Annotated in this window: 15 protein-coding genes and 2 rRNA genes; 5 read left to right on the top strand and 12 right to left on the bottom strand. The window is 55.0% G+C overall.

Annotated elements, in window-relative coordinates; translation table 11 throughout:
* Window positions 1-83: 83 nt before the first annotated feature.
* The 3 genes from BISA_RS10560 to BISA_RS10550 form a co-directional block, all read right to left on the bottom strand.
* On the bottom strand, window positions 84-1,925 hold the full coding sequence (locus tag BISA_RS10560; protein ID WP_051917543.1) for an ABC transporter ATP-binding protein: 1,842 nt from the start codon (window positions 1,923-1,925) through the stop codon (window positions 84-86).
* 28 nt (window positions 1,926-1,953) lie between these two features.
* Window positions 1,954-3,753: an ABC transporter ATP-binding protein gene (locus tag BISA_RS10555; protein WP_033891911.1), complete on the bottom strand. Its 1,800-nt coding sequence runs from the start codon at window positions 3,751-3,753 to the stop codon at window positions 1,954-1,956.
* A 184-nt stretch (window positions 3,754-3,937) separates the two neighbouring features.
* Window positions 3,938-4,423, bottom strand: coding sequence for a MarR family winged helix-turn-helix transcriptional regulator (locus BISA_RS10550; protein WP_033891910.1), 486 nt, complete (start codon window positions 4,421-4,423; stop codon window positions 3,938-3,940).
* Window positions 4,424-4,703: 280 nt separating this feature from the next.
* Here BISA_RS10550 and BISA_RS12995 point away from each other — a divergent pair, with 280 nt between their 5' ends.
* A complete protein-coding gene (locus BISA_RS12995) occupies window positions 4,704-4,850 on the top strand; it encodes a hypothetical protein (RefSeq protein WP_156099609.1) in 147 nt (48 codons plus the stop codon).
* An 86-nt stretch (window positions 4,851-4,936) separates the two neighbouring features.
* Here BISA_RS12995 and BISA_RS10545 read toward each other — a convergent pair whose 3' ends face one another.
* Window positions 4,937-6,481 carry an amino acid permease gene (locus tag BISA_RS10545; RefSeq protein ID WP_101625126.1) on the bottom strand — a complete coding sequence of 515 codons (1,545 nt, stop codon included), beginning with the start codon at window positions 6,479-6,481 and terminating at the stop codon, window positions 4,937-4,939.
* Window positions 6,482-6,816: 335 nt separating this feature from the next.
* Here BISA_RS10545 and BISA_RS10540 point away from each other — a divergent pair, with 335 nt between their 5' ends.
* The gene (locus BISA_RS10540; protein WP_033891909.1) at window positions 6,817-8,295 is read left to right on the top strand and encodes an amino acid permease; all 1,479 of its coding nucleotides are present in this window, start codon (window positions 6,817-6,819) and stop codon (window positions 8,293-8,295) included.
* 120 nt (window positions 8,296-8,415) lie between these two features.
* Here the strand turns inward: BISA_RS10540 and BISA_RS10535 are convergent, their stop codons facing one another.
* The 3 genes from BISA_RS10535 to BISA_RS10525 form a co-directional block, all read right to left on the bottom strand.
* Window positions 8,416-9,021 carry a DUF624 domain-containing protein gene (locus tag BISA_RS10535; RefSeq protein ID WP_033891908.1) on the bottom strand — a complete coding sequence of 202 codons (606 nt, stop codon included), beginning with the start codon at window positions 9,019-9,021 and terminating at the stop codon, window positions 8,416-8,418.
* A 413-nt stretch (window positions 9,022-9,434) separates the two neighbouring features.
* Complete coding sequence (locus BISA_RS10530; protein ID WP_033891907.1) at window positions 9,435-10,277, bottom strand: carbohydrate ABC transporter permease; 843 nt, start codon at window positions 10,275-10,277, stop codon at window positions 9,435-9,437.
* Entirely contained in the window at window positions 10,277-11,131 is an 855-nt protein-coding gene (locus BISA_RS10525; RefSeq protein WP_033891906.1) for a carbohydrate ABC transporter permease, read from the bottom strand. Before BISA_RS10525 ends, BISA_RS10530 begins: the two co-directional genes overlap by 1 nt.
* A 363-nt stretch (window positions 11,132-11,494) precedes the next feature.
* Between BISA_RS10525 and BISA_RS10520 the strand changes: the two genes are divergently transcribed.
* Window positions 11,495-12,511, top strand: coding sequence for a LacI family DNA-binding transcriptional regulator (locus tag BISA_RS10520; RefSeq protein ID WP_033891904.1), 1,017 nt, complete (start codon window positions 11,495-11,497; stop codon window positions 12,509-12,511).
* A gap of 452 nt (window positions 12,512-12,963) precedes the next feature.
* Here the strand turns inward: BISA_RS10520 and BISA_RS10515 are convergent, their stop codons facing one another.
* Together BISA_RS10515 and BISA_RS10510 are read right to left on the bottom strand one after the other, a co-directional pair.
* The gene (locus BISA_RS10515; protein ID WP_033891903.1) at window positions 12,964-14,310 is read right to left on the bottom strand and encodes an ABC transporter substrate-binding protein; all 1,347 of its coding nucleotides are present in this window, start codon (window positions 14,308-14,310) and stop codon (window positions 12,964-12,966) included.
* Window positions 14,311-14,868: 558 nt separating this feature from the next.
* Window positions 14,869-15,582: a histidine phosphatase family protein gene (locus BISA_RS10510; RefSeq protein ID WP_033891902.1), complete on the bottom strand. Its 714-nt coding sequence runs from the start codon at window positions 15,580-15,582 to the stop codon at window positions 14,869-14,871.
* 94 nt (window positions 15,583-15,676) lie between these two features.
* Between BISA_RS10510 and BISA_RS10505 the strand changes: the two genes are divergently transcribed.
* On the top strand, window positions 15,677-16,054 hold the full coding sequence (locus tag BISA_RS10505; protein WP_033891901.1) for a DUF4235 domain-containing protein: 378 nt from the start codon (window positions 15,677-15,679) through the stop codon (window positions 16,052-16,054).
* 57 nt (window positions 16,055-16,111) lie between these two features.
* The gene (locus BISA_RS10500) at window positions 16,112-16,885 is read left to right on the top strand and encodes a nitroreductase family protein (protein ID WP_033891899.1); all 774 of its coding nucleotides are present in this window, start codon (window positions 16,112-16,114) and stop codon (window positions 16,883-16,885) included.
* Between the two features lie 244 nt (window positions 16,886-17,129).
* Here the strand turns inward: BISA_RS10500 and BISA_RS12665 are convergent, their stop codons facing one another.
* The 3 genes from BISA_RS12665 to BISA_RS10485 form a co-directional block, all read right to left on the bottom strand.
* Window positions 17,130-17,381 carry a hypothetical protein gene (locus BISA_RS12665; RefSeq protein ID WP_033891898.1) on the bottom strand — a complete coding sequence of 84 codons (252 nt, stop codon included), beginning with the start codon at window positions 17,379-17,381 and terminating at the stop codon, window positions 17,130-17,132.
* A gap of 148 nt (window positions 17,382-17,529) precedes the next feature.
* A 5S ribosomal RNA gene (rrf, locus tag BISA_RS10490) occupies window positions 17,530-17,646 on the bottom strand.
* Between the two features lie 182 nt (window positions 17,647-17,828).
* Window positions 17,829-18,083: ribosomal RNA gene (locus tag BISA_RS10485) — 23S ribosomal RNA — on the bottom strand; the annotation flags it as partial.

Genomic DNA, 18,083 nt, shown 5'->3' with positions numbered 1-18,083 from the left:
TCAAATGGCGCTGCTGTGGCACGCGGCAATGCCACAGCAGCGCAAATCGGCCCTCAATGCGCTACCGTGGCGCACAAATTCCATCAGCTGGTGAGAGTGAACTGGGAGTTGTAGAGATCAGCGTAGAACCCGCCCGCCGCAAGCAGCTCCTCATGAGTGCCGCGCTCAATCACGTCACCGTGGTTCATGACGAGAATCATGTCGGCGTCGCGAATGGTGGAGAGTCGGTGCGCAATCACGAACGACGTGCGGCCCACGGTTAGCGCATCCATAGCCTTCTGAATCAGCTCTTCCGTGCGAGTATCCACGGAAGAGGTCGCCTCGTCGAGAATCAGGATCGGGGCATCCTGCACCATTGCGCGAGCAATCGTCAGCAGCTGCTTCTGACCCGCCGAGAGCGAAGACTTATCGTCCAGAACCGTGTCATAGCCTTGCGGCAAGGAGCGGATGAAGTGGTCCAAGCCGACAGCCTTGCAAGCGTCCTCAATCTGCTTATCGGTCACGCCTGGCTGCGCGTATGCGATGTTTTCACGAACTGTTCCACGGAATACCCACGTGTCCTGCAGCACCATCGAGAACTGGTCGTGCACATTCCAACGCGGCACGCTTGCGGTGTCCACACCATCAATGGAAATCGAGCCCCCGGAGATTTCGTAGAAGCGCATCAAGAGGTTCACCATCGTGGTCTTGCCCGCGCCGGTCGGACCCACGATGGCCACCTTCTGGCCAGCCGCCACGGAGGCCGAGAAATCATGGATAATCGGCTTGCCCGGCTCATAGCCGAACTGCACATGGCTGAATTCCACGTCGCCACGAACCTTATGCCCATCCGACCCCAGCAACGCCGGCTTGGCGGATTCGTCGGCCATTTCCGGCTCCTCGAGGAAGCCGAACACGCGCTCGGCGGCGGCCGCGCAACGCTGCAGATTCTGGAAGGCCTGCGCAAACTGGGAGAGCGGCTGGGTGAACAGGCGGATGTACATCATAAACGCCACGATCACGCCGAATTCAATCTGCCCATCCATAGCGAGCGCCGCGCCCACCACGCACACCACCACGTAGCCGAAGTTGCCCACAAAGTTCATGAGCGGCATCATCAGGCCGGAGAGGAACTGCGACTTCCAGCCGGATTCGTACAGATCCGCGTTGTACTTCTCAAAGCGGCGAATCGAATCAGCTTCGCCGTTGTACGCCTTCACAATCACGTGCCCGGCGTACATCTCCTCCACGTGACCGTTCACGTCACCCAGTGCAGCTTGCTGCTGCGCGAAGTACTTCTGCGAAGCCTTCATAATCAGCATCATCAAGACCATACCGAGCAGACTGGCTCCGATGGCGCACAGTGTCATGATTACGTTGTTGTAGAACATCATGACGAGCGCACCCACGAACAGTGTCACCGAAGTAATCAGCGAGCCGAGGCTCTGCCCCAGCGTCTGGCCGATGGCGTCCACATCGTTGGTGATGCGGGAAAGTACGTCGCCGTAGCTGACTTTGTCGAAGTACTTGAGCGGCAGTTTGTTGATTTTGATGGAGATGGATTCGCGCAAACGTTGGGCCGTGCGCTGGGTGACGTTGGCCATCATCCAGCTTTGGATGTAGCTGAGCACGGCGTAACCCACGTACAGGGCGACCAGCAGCCAGGCGATGCGCCCGACTTCAGCGAGGTCGATCGCACGCATGACCGGACGTCCGTTCACGATGGCGGGCAGGCCTTTGACGATGGCATTGGTCATGTCTTTGAGCTTGTCTGGCCCGATGATTTGGCAGACGGTGCCGGCTGCACCCAAGATGAGTGCGATGATGATGACTGGAATGTAGTTACGGCAGTAGGCAACGAGTTTGCCCATGACTTTGCCGAAATCATTGGGCTTTTCGACCGTGCGTCCTGCGCCCGGCCCGTGCCCCATAGGTCCTCTTGGCATTGGTAAGTCCTTTCGTTGACTCTTTTGGTCAGGCCATCAGCTCGGCTTTGCTGAGCTGGGATTCGGCAATCTGCTGGTAGACCTCGCAGGTTTCCATGAGTTCTTTGTGGGTACCTTGGCCGACGATTTTGCCGTCGTCCAGCACTACGATCAGGTCGGCGTTCATGATGGTGCCGATGCGCTGGGCCACGATGAGTTTGGTGGAGTCCTTGGCTTCGCAGGCAAGCGCTTCGCGCACTTCGCGGTCGGTTTTGAAGTCCAGCGCGGAGAACGAATCATCGAAAATCAGGATTTCCGGGTGACGATAGACTGCACGCGCGATGGAGAGACGCTGCTTTTGGCCGCCGGAGACATTGGAGCCGCCCTGTGCGATCGATGCTTCGAATCCGCCGTCCATACGGTTGACGAATTCACTGGCTTGTGCCACGTCGGCAGCCGCTTTGATGCGGCTCATCTGTTCCGCGGATATGCCGGCACGTTCGGCAGCCTTGGAGTCGCCCGGCTTGTCGCCGTAGCTCACATTGGAGGCCACAGTGCCTTTGAACAGCACCGACCGCTGTGGCACATAGCCGATCTTGTCACGCAGGGTCTTGAGGTCGTAGTCACGCACGTCCACGCCGTCGACCAGCACCTGGCCTTGGGTGGCGTCGTAGAAACGCGGGACTAGATTGATTAGTGAGGATTTGCCTGAACCGGTGGAGCCGATAAACGCGACCGTCTGCCCAGCCTTGGCGCTGAAGCTGATGTTCTCAAGCATGGCTTCGCGCGAATCTGGGTAGGTGAAGCTCACGTTCTTGAACCCCACAGTGCCGTGCTGGCCGGTTTTGGCGATGTCGGCAGCGGTCTTAGTGCCGTTTTCCACCATCGGCTCAGTATCGAGCACTTCGAGCACGCGCTGTGCGGACACGTCGGCACGAGGCCAAAGCACGAACACCATGCTCATCAGGAGGAAGCTCATGATGACCTGCACGGAATAGTTGGAGAAAACCACCATGTTGGAGAACAGGGTGAGTTTGTCGGTGAGTGCAGCGGCATTAATCAAATAGGCGCCAATCCAGTAGACGGCGAGCATCAGGCCGTTCATGATGGTGTTCATCAACGGCATCATGAAAGCCATAGTTCGGTTGGTGAACAGCTGGGTTTCGGTGAGTTCCTTGTTCGCCTTGGTGAACTTGGTTTCCTGATAATCCTCGGCATTGTAGGCGCGCACGACTTTGAGACCGGTGAGGTTCTCACGGGCGACCAGGTTGATGTTGTCGGTGAGGGTTTGCATGGCCTTGAACTTGGGCATAACCATAGCCATCATCACCGTGATGGCAGCCAGCAGAATCACAACGGCAATGCCAGTGGCCAGCGTCCATTCGAAGCCTTCGCCCGCGATTTTGGCCACGGCCCAGACCGCCATGATCGGCGATTTGACGATCAGCTGCAAGCCAACAGTGATGAACATCTGAATCTGTGTGATGTCGTTGGTGGAGCGGGTGATGAGGCTCGCGGTGGAGAAGTGGTTCATTTCGGCCGGGCCGAATGATTCGACCTGGCGGAATTCCAGTGAGCGCAAACGTTGCGTGAACGAGGACCCGACGCGTGCGGCGATGTAGCCGGTGATGATGGCGCATGCTACGGAGCCGAGTGATATGAGCAGCATTTTGCCGCCCGCAATCCAAATGTCTTGCATATTGCTGCCCGGTGTTTCAACCAACGTGGTGATGTCTGCCATGTAATCGGGCAGTTTCAGGTCGAAGAAGACCTGCCCCACGATGGTCACCAGTGCGAGCAGCATCTGGCCTATCTCCGCTTTGGAGAGATATTTCATGATGCGAAGCATTGTTTCCCCTTGCGTTGTTGATTATTGAGATTGCTGCCCCAGGGAAGCAATCAAAGTACTTAATTATTTCTAGTATTTATTACTTACACTGTAAGATATTATGTGCGACTGAACGGCATCCAAAAATTCACTATGAGCAGAATCAGGATGCGCTTAGCCTGCGATGAATGGCGTTACGCGTGCTTTACGAATCTCTGGAATCCTTCTCGAACGCCTTGCGCACTTCCTCAGGAGTAGGCCGAGGCTTGCCCGGCTTGCATAGCGACATGTAGACGGAGAATTCGCGCGCCAAGTCCACGAATTCTCGCGTGCGCCGCTCCCCCATCTGCGAGAAAATCCAGCAAATGGCGCTACGCATCTCCTGCATGTCCTTACGCCCACGCTCCCGGCCCGCATCAGTGAGCTCCACGCGCACTGCACGACGATCTTGAGGATCCACAGACCGCACAATCTGGCCTTTTTTCTCCAATGCGGACAGAACCGCGGAGATGCGTCCACTCGTCACATGCATGGCATCGGCAATCTGCGAGGGAGACGAGGTGCCCCGATGGGCCAGCATGCGAATCACAAAGGACTCACCCGCACCATGATTGAGGTCGCGCTGCACCTGAGACCGGTGGCACCACACATCGCGCCACAGCTCATCCACCGCCTCTTCCTCATAGCCCACGGTATGCCTCCTTTGCATACAGAACCGTAAATACACAATCCAGATGCAGACGCAGCCATTACTGAGCTCAGCACCACACCGCCCGCAACCGCCACCAATAATATCTCACACTATAAACAAAAGTGTATAAGATGCAGCATTGCTGTTCCGCATGTCTCAATAAGCACCCACAACCACACATCCAAGGCAGAAACGCCTTATTTTCTAGCGTTTGTAACGAACTACGTCTATGCTGAAAGCTACATGATGGCGCTGAAGCCATCTCCAATGAAGGGGGACCATGATGAATCGTACTCATAAGGTGCTGCTCTGCAGCATAGCCGGCTGCACACATGAAGCAGAAGAAGCAGGCATGTGCAATATGCATTTCACGTCTGCACTGGTGCATGGAGCATTGCAGTACTCGGCTCGCCCAGTACACAGCTGACCCGGCAAGCATATCAATCGCAAACAAAAATCGGCCTCACGAACGAACGTGAAGCCGATTTTTATGAGCGTAACAAGCTAGCAGGTTTACTTGCTCAACGCTTCCTTCAAATCGCGGTTCTGGAAGCGGTCGTGCAGCAGGCAGTACCCGCCGAACACCACCAGCCATACCAAGCCGGCGATGGCGGAACCTCGCGTATCGTCCGCGAGGAACAGCGTGCAGTAGACGAACACAAAGAACGCGATCGCCAAGGTATTGAGCACCTTCCAAGCCGGCATCACGAAGCCGTCGGCGATGAAGTCGGCGGAGCGACGGTACTTGCGGTGAGCCACCATTGTGAGCACGTAAATGAATACGATCACGGCGCTGGAGGCGGAGGCGAACAGCACGAACGCGCTGGAAATGCCAGGAATCGAGTTGATGATCGGAGAAAGCAGAATCAGTGCCGCAGACACCAGGATTGCGCGGGCCGGAACTTGGCGCTTGGAGACCACGCCGATCTTCTGGAATGTAGGCGATTCGGAGTCTGCAGCCAGCTGGTAGAGGTGGCGCCCAGCGGAGTACAGCAGCGAGTTCAACGCAGAAGACGCTGCAGTGATCACCACGAAGAACACGAGCGCGGCAGCCCACTTGAGGCCGGCATACTGGAACACCATGATGAACGGGGATGCGAAGGAGCCGTCCTTGTTCGGCTTGAACGTGGTCCACGGCACAATCGCCATAATGGCCAGCAGTGCGCCCACGTAGAAGATGAGCACGCGGATAATGATCTCGTTCACAGCCTTCGGCAACACCTTGCGCGGGTTCTGCGTTTCGGAAACGGTCACACCCACGAACTCAATCATTTCGTAGGCATAGAACACCATCTGGAAACTCATCAGGAAGCTCAGCCAGCCGTTCGGCGCAATCGAGAAGTTATTGGTGATGTTGTCGAGTCCAGCATGGCCTGCAGGCGAAACACCGTCTTGACCAGTGATTTGCACGGCATCGTAATGGTAGCCAATCACCACCATGACCACAGCGGTGGCAATCATCGCGCAAATCAGGGTGATTTTAATCATCGAGAACCAGAATTCAGCCTCACCGAACGCTTTGACGGCAATCAAATTAATAGTCACGAGCGCCGCAAGGAAGCACAGCTCAATCAGCCACTTCCAATGCGAAAGATCCATACCGAACGTATCGAAGAATGTGATGAAATACGTCGAGACGGCCGTGATTTCGCTCATGCCGATGAGCACAAGCACAATCCAGTACGACCAGCCGGCGAACTTGCCCCAACCGTTGCCAAGGTAGCGGGTGATGAAGTTGATGAACGTGTGCTGGCTCGGGTCGCGGTACATCAGCTCGCCGATGGCGCGCATCAAAAGGAACATGATGATGCCCACACCGATGTACACGAACACGATGCTCGGACCAGTCAACGCAATCGATTTGCCCGACCCCAAGAACAGGCCGGTACCGATGGTGCCGCCGATGGCGATGAACTGTACGTGGCGATTGTTCAGGCCTCGAGCCATCTCATTGTTGTGATCCAAGCTTTCTACGGATTTAAGCTCGCCAGAACCGCTGCCCGGAGCGTTTGCCGCGCTAGTAGTACCGCTGCTGGCGGCTGTTTTCGATTCGACCATGCGTATGTTTCTCTTCCTGGCGTTTGGCTGTTCCAGCCTCGCCCGCTTGTTCAATGCAAGTTCAAACTTTAGCACCATGCCGTTTACCAGTGCGATACATGAGTTCAAGCAGCGATATTGGCGTATGTCAGCAATTGCAAAAAGTTCAATTTCCAGCTTCATAAATTGAACTTTTTATGATTGAACGTATCTTCGCCGTCCATGACAACCCATGCTGGCGCGCAATCGTAATCAAATCGGCTTACAATGGCCCGCATTGCGCATATTGGCGGGCTGCACGATGGCATAGCGCCATATATACGCGAGCATGAGAACTGAGAGAAACAGGAATCACTATGAGTACGAATGAAGCGCCCAGCACCAAGCCGCGCGAAACCGACGACGTGCCAGTGCCGGCAACGTTGCGTAAATCCTTGAAAAACCGCCATATTCAGCTGATTGCCCTCGGCGGTGCCATCGGCACCGGCCTGTTCTACGGCTCCAGCGAATCCATCGCGTTGGCAGGCCCATCCATTCTGCTGGCCTACTTAATCGGTGGCTTTGCAATCTTCATGATCGTGCGCGCGCTGTCCGAAATGTCGGTGGAAGACCCGAAGGCCGGCGCATTCAGCTACTACGCCACCCGCTACTGGTCCAAGCGAGCCGGCTTCATCTCCGGCTGGAACTACTGGTTCAACTACATTCTGGTGTCTATGGTGGAGCTGGCCGTGGTGGGCAGCTTCGTGAACTATTGGTTCCCAGCTATCCCGACGTGGGTTTCGGCCGCCGTGTTCCTGGTTTTGATTACCGCAGCGAACCTGCTCGGTGTCTCCAAGTTCGGCGAATTCGAGTTCTGGTTCGCCATTATCAAGATTGTGGCTGTGATCGCCATGATTATCGGCGGCCTCGCCGTGATTGTGTTCGCCTTGCCTACCGCATCTGGCATCAAGGCAAGCTTCGCTAACTGGTTCACCGTGGGCGGCGGATTCTTCCCGAATGGTCTGATGGGACGCGCTTCCGATGGCTCCTGGACCGGCCTGCTGATGGCTTTGGTCGTGGTGATGTTCAGCTTCGGCGGCACCGAGCTGATCGGCATCACCGCAGGTGAGACCGAGGGCCCGCGCACCACGATCCCACGCGCCACTAACGACATCATTTGGCGAATCCTCGTCTTCTACATCGGCGCTCTTGGCGTGATTATGGCCGTGGTGCCGTGGAACACCATCGATGGCAAGTCCAGCCCGTTTGTGCAGATTTTTGATTCCGTGGGCATTCATGCAGCCGCCGGCATTTTGAACTTCGTGTGCCTCACCGCCGTGATGAGCGTCTACAACTCCGGCCTGTACGCCAACTCCCGCATGCTGTACTCGCTGGCCAAGCAGGGCAACGCGCCCGCATACCTGGGTCGTTTGAATTCCAAGGGCGTACCGGTGGCCGGCGTGCTGACGTCCGCCGTGATTACCGCGATTGCTGTGGTCGTGGTGTTCGTCTGGCCTGAGTTTGCGTTCAACTATCTGATGTCAATCGCCACGATCGCCGGCATCATCAACTGGACGATGATCATGTTCACGGAGATGAAGTTCCGCAAGGTGGTTGCCGCTGGTGGAGCCCCTGAGGATACCGAGCTGTCTGGCAAGTCCGGCCAGGAAGCGCTGGATTCCATTCACTTTAAGCTGCCGTTCGCCAAAGTGACCCCGTGGGTCGTATTGGCGTTCCTCGCACTTGTGGTGGTGCTGATGTGCTTCTCCGCCAGCTACCGCGTGGCCGTCATCGCCGGCGTGATCTGGCTGGCCATCCTGTTCGTGGCCTATCAGCTGACGCAGGCTAAGAAGTAATTTATGGGTCTCTCTTGTCTCGGTAGCGCAATTGCCTGATGAGTTGCGCTACCGAGACAAGATTTTCGGCCCCGGTAACGCAATTCCAGCGCTTACAAGCTACCGAGACAAAATACGCAATTATGCCGTCAAATACGGCTTGAAGACGCGTTCGGTGATGGGCACATGAATCATCAACATTGATCCGTAGCCCAGCACCACCAACAGAAATAATCCACCGGGCATATAGAACCAGCTGGCGACCAGTAATGCCACGAATACTGCATCGATAGCCACCAAAATCATCGTGGCAATAATATGGGAGATACCGAAGATAAAGGCGTTCTTCAATGTGCCGCCCACCGTATTTTCGAATCGAGCCTGCAGTGCGAACACCCATTCAAAACCAATAATCCACAGGATGCTCAGCGCAAACTTGGGCACAAGCAGTGGCGTAATCTGCAACACAATCCACGAATAAACCAGTCCGATAAGTACGACTAAGAACGGCAGCCACAACAGTGTGGCTTTAGCGAAGTTCGATTTGAATGCCTTGAAGTAGTTTGCGGCGACACCTTTGCCTTCGCCCTCCAAGGCTTTGCGGCTGGCACTCTGCCCGGCGGCGAGCGCAGCTCCGATGGTGAAGATGGGGATGGAAGTGACCAACATTAGGAGATTGACGAGTACGCCGTCCACCAGATTGCCCCACGCACGCATAAATTTGGAATCGGGCGCAAGCCAGTTCATCAAGTCTCCTTTTAGCCGTTATTAAATACGTACCTCTTGCATTATGACGCTACACGTCAGCGCCACATCATCAACGCGCAAGAAATTCCGGAAATTACTGGCTATCTCCCGAATTTCTTGCACTGACAGCCGCTCACTACAAGAAATTCGGGAAAGCAACCCTATTCTCCCGAATTCTTTGCACTGACTAATGCTCAACGCAAGAAATTCGGGAAGATGCCTCTATTTACCCGAATTTCTTGCGCTCGGCCAACGACTAAGCTCAGTCCTTAGCTCAGCCCTTGACGGCCCTGCAATTACGGACTCGCCTATGGCGAGGCTCAACATCACCTTCGCTCGGCTACCGCCTCGCTCAGGCTGGGGCTTGGGGAAAGTCCACCGGACTTCCCCCTAAGGGATGATGACACTAGTCATCATCCCTTAACAGCCCCAGCCATAACACCGCTCACAATGTACTTCTGGCAGACGAGGTAGAAGACGATGATCGGGATGATGGCGAGCACCAGGCAGGCCATCATGGCGCCCATATCCACAGAACCGTAACCACCCTTCAAGTACTGCACGGCCACAGAGATGGTCTTGTACTTGCCGAGGTCGAGAGTCAGGTACGGCAGCAGGTAGTCGTTCCAGATCCACATGGCTTCAAGGATGGCCACGGACACAATCGACGGTTTCATAATCGGCACCACGATTTGGAAGAAGATGCGCGGTACTGAAGCACCATCGATCATGGCGGATTCCTCAAGCTCTTGCGGAATGCCCTTAATCACACCGGTGAAGATGAACACGGCCAGGCCGGCGCCGAAACCGAGGTAAACGATGCACAAACCCCACGGAGTGTTGAGCTTCAACATATCGGCAATCTTGGAGAGGGTGAACATCACCATCTGGAACGGCACAATCATGTTGAACAGGAACAACGTGTAGAGCAACTTGGCTGCCCAATTGTTCACGCGCACAATCCACCATGCGCACATCGACGTGCACACCAAAATCAGCACCACAGAGCCCACGGTGATGAGCAGGGTCCAGCCGAAGGATGCGAAGAACTGTGTGGTTTCAACACCACGCGTATAGTTTTCGAATCCCACGAATGCCTTGCCGGTCGGCAAGGAGAATGCGTTCTTGGAGATGTACGCCTTCTGCTTGAAGGAGTTGATCAAGACCAGAACAATCGGGAAAATCCAGAAGAGTGAAACGACGGTAAACAGAGCAGTCCAGACCGGGCCATGCTTCACGGGCTTGTTCTCGTTCATCAGGCTGCCACCTCCTTGCTCGTGGTGAGCTTGTTCTGAATAAGTGCAATGATCGCCACCAGGATGAAGAACAGCACAGCCTTTGCCTGGCCGACGCCTTCCCAACCCATGCGGCCGTAGAAGGTACGGGTGATGTTCAATGCCAAACCTTCAGACATGTTGCTTGGTGCGCCGTTGGTCAAAGCGAGGTTCTGATCGTAAAGCTTGAAACCGTTGGTCACGGTGAGGAAGGAGCACACGGTGATGGACGGCATCATCAGCGGGATGATGATGCGGAACATAGTCTGGGTACCGTTCGCGCCATCTACGGCAGCTGCCTCAAGCACGTCGGTGGGCAGCGCTTGCAGGCCGGCGATGTAGATGATCATCATGTAGCCGATTTGCTGCCAGCACACCAGAATGACCAAGCCCCAGAAGCCGTAGGAAGCCTTGTAGGTCAGGGCGCGACCCCAGTGGGCGAGCACGCCGTTCAGGAGCAGCAGCCAAATGTAGCCCAGAATGATGCCGCCGATGAGGTTCGGCATGAAGAACACCGAACGGAAGATTGTGGAGCCCTTAATGGCCTTGGTCAGCATGTAGGCGATGGCGAATGCAACCACGTTGATCACAATGGTGGTCACGATGGTGAACGCCGTAGAAAAGCCAAGAGCATGCAGGAATTCCGGATCCTTCAGCGCTTTGGTGTAGTTCTTCAACCATACGAATTCACCGTCGGTAACCGTGGTGAACTCACAGAAGCTCAGGTACACGCCCATGATGAACGGCACCAAAAATCCGATAATGAATGCGGCAAACGTAGGTAGCGCGAATAGCGCCCACCACCTGCGTATCGCCTTACCAGCCATGCTGATCATGACTTTCCTCCTCCTTGAGTCCGCTGCACTACATCGTGCGTCGAAGCGGAACATTCTCAGTATCAGCCCGCCGAACGGGTACTGATCGCTCAGTCTCGCCCTTGTTCAAGCCTACGAATATCGTAAATGCTGCACAGCAATATGTCAAACGTTGTCATTTATCGCGTTTCCCAGCTTTGTCAATCACTTGCATAGACTACCTTTTCAGTCCATAAAACGGCTTATTTAAGCCATTTTCTTTATTATTGATTCGGTATTACAAACGTTTGCAATACAATCGTTTTCATCTTCTTGTCGTATGGAAATCACATGTACACTTAAGAAGTCGAATCCAAACCAGTTTCCTCACGCAAAGGGGCACGAATGTCCACGAGCATCCAAGACGTCGCACAACAAGCCGGGGTTTCCATCTCCACCGTCTCCCGCTCGTTCACCAGACCGGACCTGGTCTCGGCCAAAACCCGCGAGCGCGTGCTGGCTATCGCAGATAAATTGAATTTCTCACTCTCCCGCTCTGCAGCCGCACTGAAATCCGGTCGTTCGCTGCGCATCGCAGTGCTGATGAGCGGCCACATTCGCTTGTGGTTCACCGCTTCCGTGATTGAAGGCCTCAACGAAGTGCTTCACGCGGAGGGATACGATATTTCAATCTTCCAGATCTCCAGTATTGAGGAACGCAAGGAATTCTTTGAAATGCTGCCCGTGCGCCGCAATGCGGACGCCGTGATTGTGGTGTCGTTCGATATCGACAACAATGAAATCGCACAGCTTGCTTCAGTGGATGTGCCAATTGTCGGCATCAACTCGGTTGATGCACAAGCCCGCGGATTCACCGCAGCCGTCAACATTGATGATGCACAAGGCTCTACGCTGGCCGCGCGCCATCTGGTTACTCTTGGACACCGCCGCATTGCGTATATCAGCACGGATCGCGAGATTTCACTGAGCTTCTCCGTGCAGAGCCGATTCAACGCCTTTACCGCCTGCTGCCGCAAGGAAGGCATCGAGCCGCAGGTCATCGTCTGCAAGGTGAATGCGGACGGTCATTATGAAATCAGCGATGTGGTCACTCAGTTGATAAGTTTGGATGAAATGCCCACTGCCATCGCCTGTCAGGAAGATGGTATTGCGCTTCCGCTGCTGTTCCAGCTGGAACGCAACGGTTTCTCCGTGCCTGGCGATGTATCGCTTATCGGCTATGACGACAGCTTCTACACCGACGACATTGGTCTGACTACGATTCGACAGGATCCAGTGGATATGGCACGCAAGGCCGCCCGCATGACGCTTGATCTTATCGAGGAGAAGACCATCGAGCAACCGTTCGTAAGCTGTCCGGCGCATCTGGTGGTTCGCGCGTCAACGTCGCGCGTTAAGTAGACGCACAAAACCTACCATCCCTCCCATGACTGACGGTTTTTGAACGCTGACTGTAGGTTTCCCAACACTGACTGTAGGGATTTATATAAAGACTGTAGGTTTTTGGACGCCAACTGTAGGATTTCCAACGTTTTTTGTTCAAAAACCTACAGTCAGTGTTAGAAAACCTACAGTCTTTCATCTGGCTCTTCCGCTTAACAACGCCCAACAACCCCGTCTAACAACGCGTGTGGGCCCGTCGTTCATTCAGAGCGACGGGCCCACACGTTTAAGGAGAAGGAGACACATGAAGTGGAGTAAGAGAATGGGCGGCATCTCATGCGAAGGAGGGGAAAGGCACAAGGTGCCGCCGTTTTTTCAGTTATTAATGTTCAGTTATTGCAGTTATTGCGACTCTCACAGTTGTTGATTAGGCGATTCGGGGGAATCACCCAATCAACTCAGTGAAAAACTCAGTGAGAAGCTGCGTACTCGGAAGCCCAACCGTCCACGAAGGCGGTCTTCACAGCATCCCAGTTGCCGGTGCCCTGAGCGTACCCGAGCAGGGCCTGGCCGACCTTGTTCTTCCACTCTTCAGACGGCATCATGGTGAAGTTCCAGGAAACCTGGGTCTTACCGGACTTCTGGTCCTCGACGGCGGCCTCGGTCAGCGGGTTGTCAAACTTGACATCATCGAAGGTCTTGAACGGGGTGGTGAAGCCCATGTCCTGAGAAAGGGCCTTCTTGCCGGCGTCGGAGGTAATCACCCAGGAGAGGAAGTCCTCAGTGGCCTTCTTGTCGGCATCGGAAGCCTTGTCGTTGATGCACCAGTAGTTCTCGGAACCAGTGGCCAGGCCTTGCTTCTCTTCGCCCTTGACGCCGATGTAGATCGGCATCATGCCCACGGATTCGGCCTTCATACCGGCCTTCTGCAGGTCGGTCCAAGCCCAAGTACCGTTCTGATAGAAGGCGGCCTCGCCGAGTGCGAACTCGGAGTTGGCATCATCGCCGGTCTTGGCGCTCAGCTGAGTGCGATCAGTGGTGGAGTCGGTGATGTACAGATCGAAGATCTTCTTGTAGTTCGGCAGGTAGGTTCCCTTGATGGTGGCCGGCTGCTCAGTGACCTTGTCCTTCTGGAACTCGTAGTAGAGCGGCAAGTTGGCCAGGTGGGTCTTGAAACGCCAGTCGGAGCTGGAATCGAAGCCAGCGGAGGTGAACGCACCCTGAATGCCGAGCTCATCCTTGCGGGCCTGCATGTCGTCAGCCACGGCCTTCAGCGTATCGAAGTTGTCAATCTCGTCGATGGACGTGGCCTTGGCACCGTCCAGAGCGAAGTACTTGTTGAGGATGTCCTTGTTGTAAATCAGGCCGTAGGTTTCCATCACGTACGGCACGCCCACAACCTTGTCGCCATCCTTCAGAGCCACATTCTGGTTGGTGAGCTCCTTGTAGATGTCAGTGTTCGAAAGATCAGCGGTGTAGCGCTTCCAGTTCTGGTAGCCAACCGGGCCGTTGACCTGGAACAGGGTCGGGGCTTCGGTCTTGGCGATTTCGGACTTCAGGGTCTGCTCATAAGTGCCGGAGGCTGCGGTCTGCACCTTGACTTCTACACCCTTTTCCTTGGTGTATTCCTTGGCCAGAGCAACCCACTGATCGGCGGCTTCCGGCTTGAAGTTCAGGTAGTAGACCTTGCCCTTGGCGTCATCGCCGGAAGTGGAGCTTCCGCAGGCAGCCAAAGTGCCCAGAGACATTGCAGCAATAGCCGCTACTGCAACCGCAGACTTGATTGTGCGATTCATCTTCGAACCTTTCTCTTTCATCGAGGCTTCCAATCGGGTTCCGGTTAGAAGCGATGCCGTTAGCAGCACCTTCACAACTATCGACATGCACTATTGTGCAACGGTTTGCTTCTTTTTGCAAACGATGGCATTACCGGCGCGCCTAAATTGCATTAAAGAACCTCGGCGAACGCATAAATACTGAAGAAACACTAATTTTTCAAGGGTTTATTACAAAGCTCTAGAATGCAAGCGTTCGCAATAAATGAGAGCGCAAACATAGACAAATCACATAAAAATGACTACGTTCTCGTCAACTATCGGCACTTACCGCCATCGTTTGCAATCCAAGCCGCTAAAATCCGTCACATCCCAGCAATACCTACGCATACGAGCACAGAAGAAGCATTGCAGACAGCACCCCTTTCGCATTGCCCCTCGCGCAAATGCAGAAAACAACCACCTCAATACAGCAAAAGCCCGCCTATACAGCGGGCTTACGAATTCACGCGAGCACAAATGCACAACGGCCACATACACTAGCGCGCGCAGCAGCCGCGCACACCGATCAGCGCGCAGCACTACATAGCAGCATCACAATCAAGCGTTCCACCGCTCAATCACATGATCGCCTTTGTATACGCTCAGCACCGAATAATGCGCAGTATCAAGACGCAGCAGGCGCGCGAAATGCGGATCCACACCCAGCCACTGCGAGGTCAGAATACGCAGAATATGGGCATGCGCCACCAGCAGCACATTATGGCCGCTCTCCAGCCGAGGCAGCACCTCGTCAATAGCGCCCTTGGCACGAGCAGCAGCCTCGTCCAAGGTCTCACCCTCGCCATTGTGCACGGGAACCCGCTCGCCGGAAGGCAACGTCTCCACCCAGTCCCCCTCCAAATCAGGGTTCAGTGAGCGCGGCCCATCGCGCCAAATATCCCATGTAAAGCCGCTGGCTTCGCTCACCTGTTGGCGTGTGCGTCCCTCAGCTCGACCGTAATCCCATTCGGCAATGCCATCGAGCACACCACAACCTTCGAATCCGGCCAATTCAGCGGTCTGGCGAGCGCGCTTAAGCGGGCTGGAGAACACACAATCCGGCGCAAACCCATCCGGGAAAGCCTCACGCAAGCGCTCCCCCGCGTCCACGGCCTGCTGACGGCCAACTTCGGTTAGCGGAATATCCGTGCGACCTGTATGCTGCCCGGATTCGCTCCACACGGTTTGCCCGTGGCGCAACAACACCAAAAAACCTGACCCACCACGAGATGATTCAACGGCGACGGTGCCATTCACATTCTGTTCGCTCATGCCTCCACTGTAGTCTTCGTCAGGCCGAGACTCTACCCACGCCACACGCCTTTTATGATTCAGTATGATTCGACTGTGTTTTAGACTGGTGACTATGAGTGATGAACCGAACTCCGCATTTTCCACTGAAGCCGATCAGGTGGTCCAGGGGCTGCACCGCGTCGACGATGCCGTCAACGCTGCACGCGAGCGCAGGCTCAGTGACCCGGATTCATTGGGAGATAAGCTCATCAAGTCCGCAGTACCGACTGTGGCTGGTCTTATTGCCGGCAAAATGCTGCAAATGGTGTGGAACAAGGGTGTGGCCCGCCGCAATATTCGTAAAGGACTTGCCGCCGATGCACCTCAGGGCTTCCTGCTGAGTTTGGCGTTCGCTGCAATCTCTGCAGCATTTGGAGCCGTGGTTTCCCAGCTTTCCGATCATAGTTCTCAAGCATTTGTGGACCGCATGCATCGCAAGGCCGGCAAGTAATTCGCTCTGAGAGCATCCACATGTTCAGGCGCGGCCCTGCGTGCAACAATTGCAGGTATGGTTACTAATTCCACTATTGAGACGCTGCTGAACCGTCGTTCCATTCGTAAGTTCAAGGATGAGGTCATCGATGCCGATACCGTTGCCACTCTTGAAACCGTTGCCCAGCATGCTGCATCCAGCCAGTTTCTGAATGATTGGTCTGCCATTCGCATCACCGATCCAGAACTCAAGGCCAAGATGGCTGAATTCGGCCATCAGCCGTATATCGCCACAGCTCCACTGCTGTACGTGTTCGTAATCGACGAGCACCGCAACGCCCGCATTGCTGAGCGCAAGGGCATCAATCCTGCGTCTGATGCATTCCACTTGAAGTACAGTTATCGCTTCACTCAGGCGCAGAATGACGCCGTGCTGGCACTGCATGCGATGGAAACTGCCGCTTATTCGTTGGGGCTCGGTTGCGTGATTCTTGGTTCGATTCTGAACGATATTCCGGGTGTTATCGACGCACTGAAGCTGCCGAAGTACACGTATCCGGTGCTGGGCTTGGCTATCGGCAAGCCTGATCAGGAGCCGGCATTGAAGCCGCGTATGCCGCGTGAGATGCAGTTCTTCGAGAACATGTATCCGGCTGATGATGCAGCTACTGATACTCTTACCGCACTCGATGATTTCGATGCCGAAGTGCATCAGTACTACGATTTGCGTCAGACCGACCGCCCGGTGGACGCATTCAGTGATCAGATTGCCACGGTCAGCGGTCAGGATGTCAGCCGCCAGACACTGCTGCCAAAGGCCGCAGCACAAGGCTTCGAACTGGATAAGTAGAGAGATAAATAATATATAAGCCCAACAATGTAACCTCATGCTCCAGTGTTCGGTCTCATTGTGTGAGACCGCACACTGGATGTCCCCTCAGCCGCGTTCTAACGATTTCCCTAAGTAATCCGTTGCTGTTGTATTCGCCTTAAGCGTGGAAATCGACCAATCGGTGCAAACATTTATTGCGTATACGCTGACTGTTTCGTTTGGCAATATTGGTAAAACTGCTGCATATCAGAGGATAACGTAGTTAGCGGCGACGAGGCTTATAGCCACGTTTGCGGCTGTGAGGCTTTAATTCTTGGTTGAGTGGCACATGCTTGTAGCTAAGTTGTGGATCACGATGGGTTAAATGCCAGCAATTGCAATATTCACAGCGATACACCCAGAGTTCCGCCCCGCGCTCAATAAAACTTTGATCGGCGGCACGCTGCGCCTGTACCTTGTCGTGGTACATGATTTTGTTCGAGGTGGCGCAACGTTTGGGGGTGAAGTAATGCATAGCAATCTCTTAGTGTAAAGAACGCATTGACATATAGAAAGAACATTTGAACATTTGTGGTTCGTGCATTATACGGACGAACCACAAATGTCTAGATATAAGTTGAGGCCCGGGAGCGTGTGCTCTACCGGGCCTGTGTGACGTGTGTATGCGGCGGTGTGCTACTCTCCCACACCCTGTCGGGTGCAGTACCATCGCCGTGCCAGGCCTTAGCTTCCGGGTTCGGAATGGGACCGGGCGTCTCCCCTGGGCCATGACCGCCGCAAATCTTCTGTTATACGGTCCAAGACCATGTCTTGGCCGGCCTAGTGGTGGTTTGGGGACCGGATGGTGGACGCTGTCATTGGTATTCGTTTTCCGACCGCGGTGACCGACCATAGTGCCGTCATTGTCGTCCGCGTGTCACTGTGCGCAGCACGGTCGCCGACAATCGAAGGTGTCGGCGTGAAGGTTTCGCCTTTCCCCGTTAGTACCGGTCGGCTCCACCCCTCGCGGGGCTTCCACGTCCGGCCTATCGACCACGTGTTCTACATGGGGGGTTCAAGGCCCGAGGGCCTATGGAATGCTTATCTTGGAGCAGGCTTCCCGCTTAGATGCTTTCAGCGGTTATCCCTTCCGAACGTGGCCAACCGGCCGTGCCGCTGGCGCGACAACCGGCATACCAGAGGTTCGTCCACCCAGGTCCTCTCGTACTACGGGCAG

The sequence above is a fragment of the Bifidobacterium saguini DSM 23967 genome, from assembly GCF_000741715.1.
In the GTDB taxonomy this organism is placed as follows: Bacteria; Actinomycetota; Actinomycetes; order Actinomycetales; family Bifidobacteriaceae; genus Bifidobacterium; species Bifidobacterium saguini.
This window is presented reverse-complemented; position numbering and strand designations above follow the sequence as displayed.